The sequence below is a fragment of the Mesorhizobium sp. M2A.F.Ca.ET.067.02.1.1 genome (genome assembly GCF_004023285.1).
Lineage (GTDB): Bacteria > Pseudomonadota > Alphaproteobacteria > Rhizobiales > Rhizobiaceae > Mesorhizobium.
In genome coordinates, this window is sequence record NZ_RZSB01000364.1 from 1 (window position 1) to 5,908 (window position 5,908).

The window sequence follows — 5,908 nt, forward strand, 5'->3', positions numbered from 1 at the left end:
GGGGATGACGAGGCACCCCCAGACAGCAACCGTTACGGCGACTTGGTGTTCTGGAAGGAGCTTCTGACGCACGCGAAGGCGGCGCAGGCCCGCGCCATCGTCGTGTTGACGAACGACCGCAAGAACGACTGGCACCTTGGGCGCAGCGACGTAGTCGATATCGACCCCGAGCTCCGCGCCTTGAAAAAGGATTGGAAGCCTGTGCCGCGTCCGCACCCCATGCTGGTCCTGGAAGCGCGGGTCGTGGCCGCGGTCGACGAGGTCGAGTTGTTGGACACGCCCTATCTCGCCGCGCTGCTTCGCGATTTCGCCGAAGAGAATGTGCGCGGCTTTACAGACGTCGCCATTATACCAGACGGCCCTGAGCCTGAAACCGAAAATGAACGACGGGCACGGGCGATCAAGGAGCGCCAGGAGGCCGACGCGGCGAAGATCGGCGCTGAGACCGCTGAAAAGGGCTATCTCTTCCCCGATAGTCCTGTCGTCTTGAACACCAAGGCGATGCTCTCCAAAGCACTATTTCTTAGCCGCGCTGATATCGAACCGGCAGGCGGAAAATTGCTCGATATTTGGCGCGCCAGCGTCGAGGCGCAAAAGCCCCTCATCAAGAGCCTGACGGCGGATGCGTTCGACGGCTTCGACCAAAACCAACTGGTCACGATTGCCCGCGAGCTTCACGACCGCGTCCTGAATGGAGTCCCGGGTTTTGAGGAGGCCGTCGTGGATCTGGTTTCAAACCTGGATCGACTCCCGCCGAACACGGCGGCGAGCCTGTATCTCGGCATGTTGGCATCGGCCTTTCTCGTTAGACAGAACAACCAGTCGCGCATTCCGCCAAGCAGCCCGATTGCCCAATTTCTGTTCGAGCAACAGGGCGTCGATTATGCCGTCCATGCCGTCGAAGCCGTTGCTAAACGGGTTGGCGACAATGAAACCCACCCGCTTTACCTGCCGAACACAGAACGGCCTAATCTCGACATCACCCTTGATACGCAGCCAGATACACCGCTCATTGATGAACTGCGTAGTATTAAGATTGGTGGGGTCGAACTCCTAACTCCGGCTCAGTCAGATGACGATCTGAAGCTCAGTGCGATCTTCGCCGGCGAAGAGCCGGTTCTCGGAGACAAGCTAGTTCGAAAGGCGTGTGAACTGTTCGGCCTGCCAGAGGCGCAGATGCGGCGCACTGAGGTGTTCGGCAGCGCATTCAAACTGACTGACACCATAGGCTTCAAACGCCCAACCGATGTTTCGATTCCGAAGGAGCCTGACCTTGGCCGATAACGACACACCGATAGCATTCGAGCCGTTTTTTGGTGGGTTCGTACTCGAGACCCTGACCGTCGGCATGTATGGTGAAGCTCGAAATGCGATCCGTGAGTACATCCAGAACGGGTTTGATTCCGTGCAGCGGGCGATCGACGAGCTTAAGATACTTCGCGACGGCGACGGTTTGATTGAAATCGAGATGCCAGCCGACCGCAGGTCTCTCGTGATCCGCGATAACGGTGCTGGACTGCCGGTGAAAACTGCCGCCGCGACCCTGACACGGGTCGGGGCATCGGCGAAAAGCCACCGGCGAAACGCCGGCTTCCGCGGTATCGGGCGTCTTGCGGGGATCGTCTTCAGTGACACGGTGACCTTCACCACAAAGGCGCAGGGGGAGAAGGAGCAGACGACCGTCATATTCAAGGCAAAAGCCATGCGGGCAGCCATGACGCCTGGAAAAGGCAGCATGAAATCCGCAGAGGAGTTGATGAAGGAATGCGTCGTCGCGTTCCGTACACCTCATAGCGAGACCAGGAAGCATTTCTTTGAAGTCAAGCTTGAGGGGTTTACCGACGCTCCGGATGAATGCCGCTCGCCCAAGGAGATGTACGACTTTGTAAGCCAGGTGGCTCCGGTCCCCTATCCTACAGACTTTCCCTATCGGGCTGCGCTGGAAGCAGCCGAAACAGCGAGCAGGATTCCGATCGAGGAGGTGAAGATCACGATCAAGGACGGCGATCGAAAGCCAGTTGCGGTGACCAAACGGTACGGGCCCAGCTACGAATTCGAATCCGGTACCGTGACGCTGAGCGACCATAAGGTCTATTACTCTCCATCAAAACGGTGGTGGGCTTGGGTCGGCAAGAAGGAAGAGTCCGGCGCCTATACCGACCCGCGTGTCAGCGGGTTGCGAGTCCGTGTTCGCAACATCCAGATCGATGGTACGGAAATCGTCCGGGAGATCTTCCGTGAGCGGGCAAAATCCCATATCCGGTTCCAGGACTATTTCCTGGGGGAAATCTTCGTTGAGCCCAGCGCGCTCGTTCCCAACGCCCGCCGCGACGGCTTCGAAGAAGACAGCGCTTGGAAGAAGGTCAAGGGCGAGCTTGCAGAGGTCGTCAAGGAACTTGGACGCGAAGCCTACAAAGTTTCGACAGAGAGCCAACATTCAGTCGATGCTCTGAAATCGAAACTGCAGTCCGCCAAGCGGGAACTTAAGACCCTTGAGCGCGCCGATTTCGCTGACACGGACAAGGTCTTGAAGTTGTCCACCACCGTCACGACGCAACTCAAGAAGGTTGCCAAGGGCGCGTTGGGCGCGGACATGGAAACAGCGGCGGAATTACAGGCGATCGGCTCGGAGCTTGTCGATATCAAGCAGACGGCGCTTTCCCATGTCGCCGCCGTTTCAGCGGGTGTCGACAGGGAAACGGTGCAGCAGGAGACGCGGGATGAATTTCTGAAGGAGGTGCTGGGGATTTTGGAGGCAGCGCTTTCTCCAGGCTGCTTTGCGACAGCGCGTGAAGCGCTGGAAGAGGAATACGGCGAACTGTAACGGCGGGACTTGGACACGACCCCTATGTCCTTTGAGCCCCCATCGCTTCGCATGAACCATGCACCTATCTACCAGGATGACGATGACAACCGAGAATCGATCTCGCCTTTTTTGGCCTCGATGAGGTCTTTGTATTTCTTCGATTTCTTTTCGATCTCCTTCAACTCGTACTGGATGCGGTCACGAACCGGCTTCGGTGCATCAAGCATATCGTCTTCAGTCGACGCCTCCACAAGCCACTTCTTAAAACGAGACAGTTTGTTGAGGACATGGTTTTCTCCGCCAGCAGTAACGGCGGCTTCATGAGCTTCGGCAAAATCGTAGGTCCCGTCCAAGTAGCGTCGAATGATCTTGGTGTTTGCCGTACAGATGACAGGAAGTTTGTCACGCAGCTCCATGGCTTTTCCGAAATGACCGGCTTGGATTTCCCTGACGATGAAGTCGTCGAAGCCAGCCACCTCTTCCCTGATTTTCCGGATTTTCCGCGACTTCAAAAATTCGTCATAGTAACTCCAGCGATCCCGGTCGCTATCCCCGTGCTCAATCATGAACTCGTAGACTGCGACGAGATGCTTGGCCTCATCCCTAGTCAGCCCGATTTCTTTGGCGATTGCCGGAATGTCGACCTTCTGGTTCTTGAAGCGCCGGTAAACAAAACCCGCCTTTTCATAGGGTGCCCAGTCCTTCTTCCCCTTGACGTGGTACTGTGCAAGCAAAGCAAAAACCGATTTCTCGTCAATGTCGGCCGGAAGCAGCGTACATCTTACCTTGTTCCATTGAAGGGGGTTTTCGATGATCAGGTGGTGGTATGCGGCAAGCCGGCTGTTGCCCTCTAGAACAACCAAGTCACCATCGCGCACGATCAATGGGTCGATGAGACCACCATTAGCCCGAATATCCTGCACCAGTTCCCTGACATGCTCGAGGGTTTGCAGCTTCCCCAGAATATCACTCTGCGTCGGCTGAACGCCGTCCGCCCGCACGAAGGAATAGATTCTTGGATTATCCACATAAAACTTAAGTGTTCTGACATCGATGTCGAGCGTCCGCGTGGCAATCTCCACGCCACGCAAAATGACCGAGCCCTGTTCGCCAATCTTGTTCAGCATTTCCTTCCTGCCCGTCCCCCCGTTTAAGGATCCAACCCCAGAATTTCCCTGATCATCTTGCCGAAGTCGTAGTTTGCGAGCCTGCGATATTCTTCCTTGCTGATATCAGCCTGTCCAAGCTGTGCTGACAACCTTTTGGCGGCAAGCAGCGAATCGACCCATTCGTCTATGGATGCCAAGGAGATGAGGTTCCAGATGAAACATGGGTCCGTCTGCGAAATTCGGTGGATCCGGTCTTGCGCCTGAAGGTAGTCGTCGAGGCTGAACGAACGGTCATAGAATACGGCATGGTTGGCGACGGTCAGCGTCAGACCTTCCTTGGCGGCCCCAGGCGTGGCAACAAGGACTTTCACCGAGGGGTCACCCTTGAAGGAGGAAATCGCGTCGTTGCGATCTGAAAGCTCCACCCCGCCATGCACTTTCACAGCACCAAATTCCGCAAGACGTCCATGCAGCCAATCGGCGTTTTTGACAAAACTGGTCCAAACGATGATTTTGGACCGTGCGTCGACTGCCTGCATTACAAGCTCGCGCAGCTTCGCGAACTTCCCCGGAATTTCCGAGTGAGCCTCATCGACCAGCAGCGGATTCGAAGCGACCTGCACCAATCGCAGCAGGCGTTTTAGGCTTTCTTCGGCATCGTCGAGGGTCTGTTGGTCGCCAACGACAATGGATGCTCCGAGTTCTGTGCGATATTCTTCGTAAAGCGCCTGCTGGCGCGGGCTCATTTCGACGGCCACATTTTCTATGCGCTTTTCCGGCAACTCAATCCCTGCTGTCAATTTGGTCTCGCGCACGGTGAACGGACGTATCCGGTCGAAGAGTTCCGCCAGTTCATCCTCGAATGCATTTCGGCGCTTCTCGTTGACCCAAAGGTCGTTGGTGAGGTCCAGGCCACTCTTGAAAGCTTCAAAATCAGGACCGAGCGCCGCCCCCTGATCCAGAAAATATATCAGCGACCAAATGTCGTACGGTCTGTTGGCCACCGGTGTACCGGTCATGATAATGCGGCGTTTCATAACCGGCGCCACGGCATGAAACGCCCGTGCAAGATCCGATTCAGGATTTTTGATCTTCTGGGCTTCGTCCAAAATAATGCCGACGCGACGCGTTTTAGCAAACAATCGCAAACGGCGTTGCTCCGTTCGAAAGACCTCGTAGTGAACGAGGAAAACTGGGCTTGGAGAATTTAGCGCGAAGAAATTTCCGGAGTGATTTTGATCGAGGATGGTCGGGTGCAGGTAGGAGTGGGCCTTGATCTCGTCCTGCCAATTTTGAACAAGAGTCCGTTTGGTAACGAACACGACCGTATCGACCGCGTCTGTTTTCAGCCACTCAAGAGCCAGATCAATGGCGATCTTAGTTTTGCCAAGGCCCTGTTCATGGAAAAGCGCGGCGTAAGGGAGGTTCTTGACGGCCTCGACAGCCTCCAACTGATACAAGAAACCCGTGTGGCGCAGACCAAGGTTCAGCGCCGGGTTCCGCTTCAGCCGCGTAGAAGTTTCAGACCCCATCAATAACTCCGACAGCCACATTGCTGTGAGCGGCCACGCGCAACGTATCGAGGATGGCGGCTGAGCGTCGTCGTTGAAAGGGAGGCACAACGAGGTAGAAGCTCGCTTGCGGCCGAAGCGACAGGTAGTCGAGGAATGCCCTAATCTGACGCTGAGATCGACTGCTTTGTAGGTCAGCCATCGTCTTTGCCTCCCCGATGACTTCGAATGTGGTCGGGAGATCACTGGCGAAAAGGTCCGGCGTGTACCCCCCTATCTGTTGGGGGCGATTGGGGCCAAAGGAATGATGATCGGCCAACACGAGCAGCCCACGGGGCGGACTGTGCTTGGCCCGCACGTGGGCAATAAGGCGCTCGACGAGAAGCATATGAGCGCGCGTCTCACCCGACATCATCCCTCCGATGCTGCACTTCGATTGTCAGGTTTTGCAGCGCGTCAAGGGCGTCGAGCAGATATCTTAC

Annotated in this window: 4 protein-coding genes; 2 read left to right on the forward strand and 2 right to left on the reverse strand. The window is 56.1% G+C overall.

Features of this window, described 5'->3' with window-relative positions; genetic code table 11:
- Together EOA28_RS22190 and EOA28_RS22195 are read left to right on the forward strand one after the other, a co-directional pair.
- On the forward strand, positions 1-1,284 hold a 1,284-nt coding region (locus EOA28_RS22190), incomplete at its 5' end, for a PIN-like domain-containing protein (protein ID WP_210214953.1).
- A complete protein-coding gene (locus EOA28_RS22195) occupies positions 1,274-2,824 on the forward strand; it encodes an ATP-binding protein (RefSeq protein ID WP_189342134.1) in 1,551 nt (516 codons plus the stop codon). The genes EOA28_RS22190 and EOA28_RS22195, both read left to right, overlap by 11 nt.
- A 68-nt stretch (positions 2,825-2,892) precedes the next feature.
- On the opposite strand, the gene EOA28_RS22200 is transcribed toward EOA28_RS22195, so the two are convergent.
- Together EOA28_RS22200 and EOA28_RS22205 are read right to left on the reverse strand one after the other, a co-directional pair.
- Entirely contained in the window at positions 2,893-3,933 is a 1,041-nt protein-coding gene (locus EOA28_RS22200) for a ParB N-terminal domain-containing protein (RefSeq protein ID WP_128315267.1), read from the reverse strand.
- 23 nt (positions 3,934-3,956) lie between these two features.
- Positions 3,957-5,447, reverse strand: coding sequence for a DEAD/DEAH box helicase (locus EOA28_RS22205; RefSeq protein ID WP_128315268.1), 1,491 nt, complete (start codon positions 5,445-5,447; stop codon positions 3,957-3,959).
- Positions 5,448-5,908: the final 461 nt, after the last annotated feature.

Excerpts from the sequence above, each read along its gene's own strand:
- EOA28_RS22205 (WP_128315268.1), bottom strand. The coding sequence starts at position 5,447 with ATGGGGTCTGAAACTTCTACGCGGCTGAAGCGGAACCCGGCGCTGAAC.
- EOA28_RS22200 (WP_128315267.1), bottom strand. The coding sequence starts at position 3,933 with ATGCTGAACAAGATTGGCGAACAGGGCTCGGTCATTTTGCGTGGCGTG.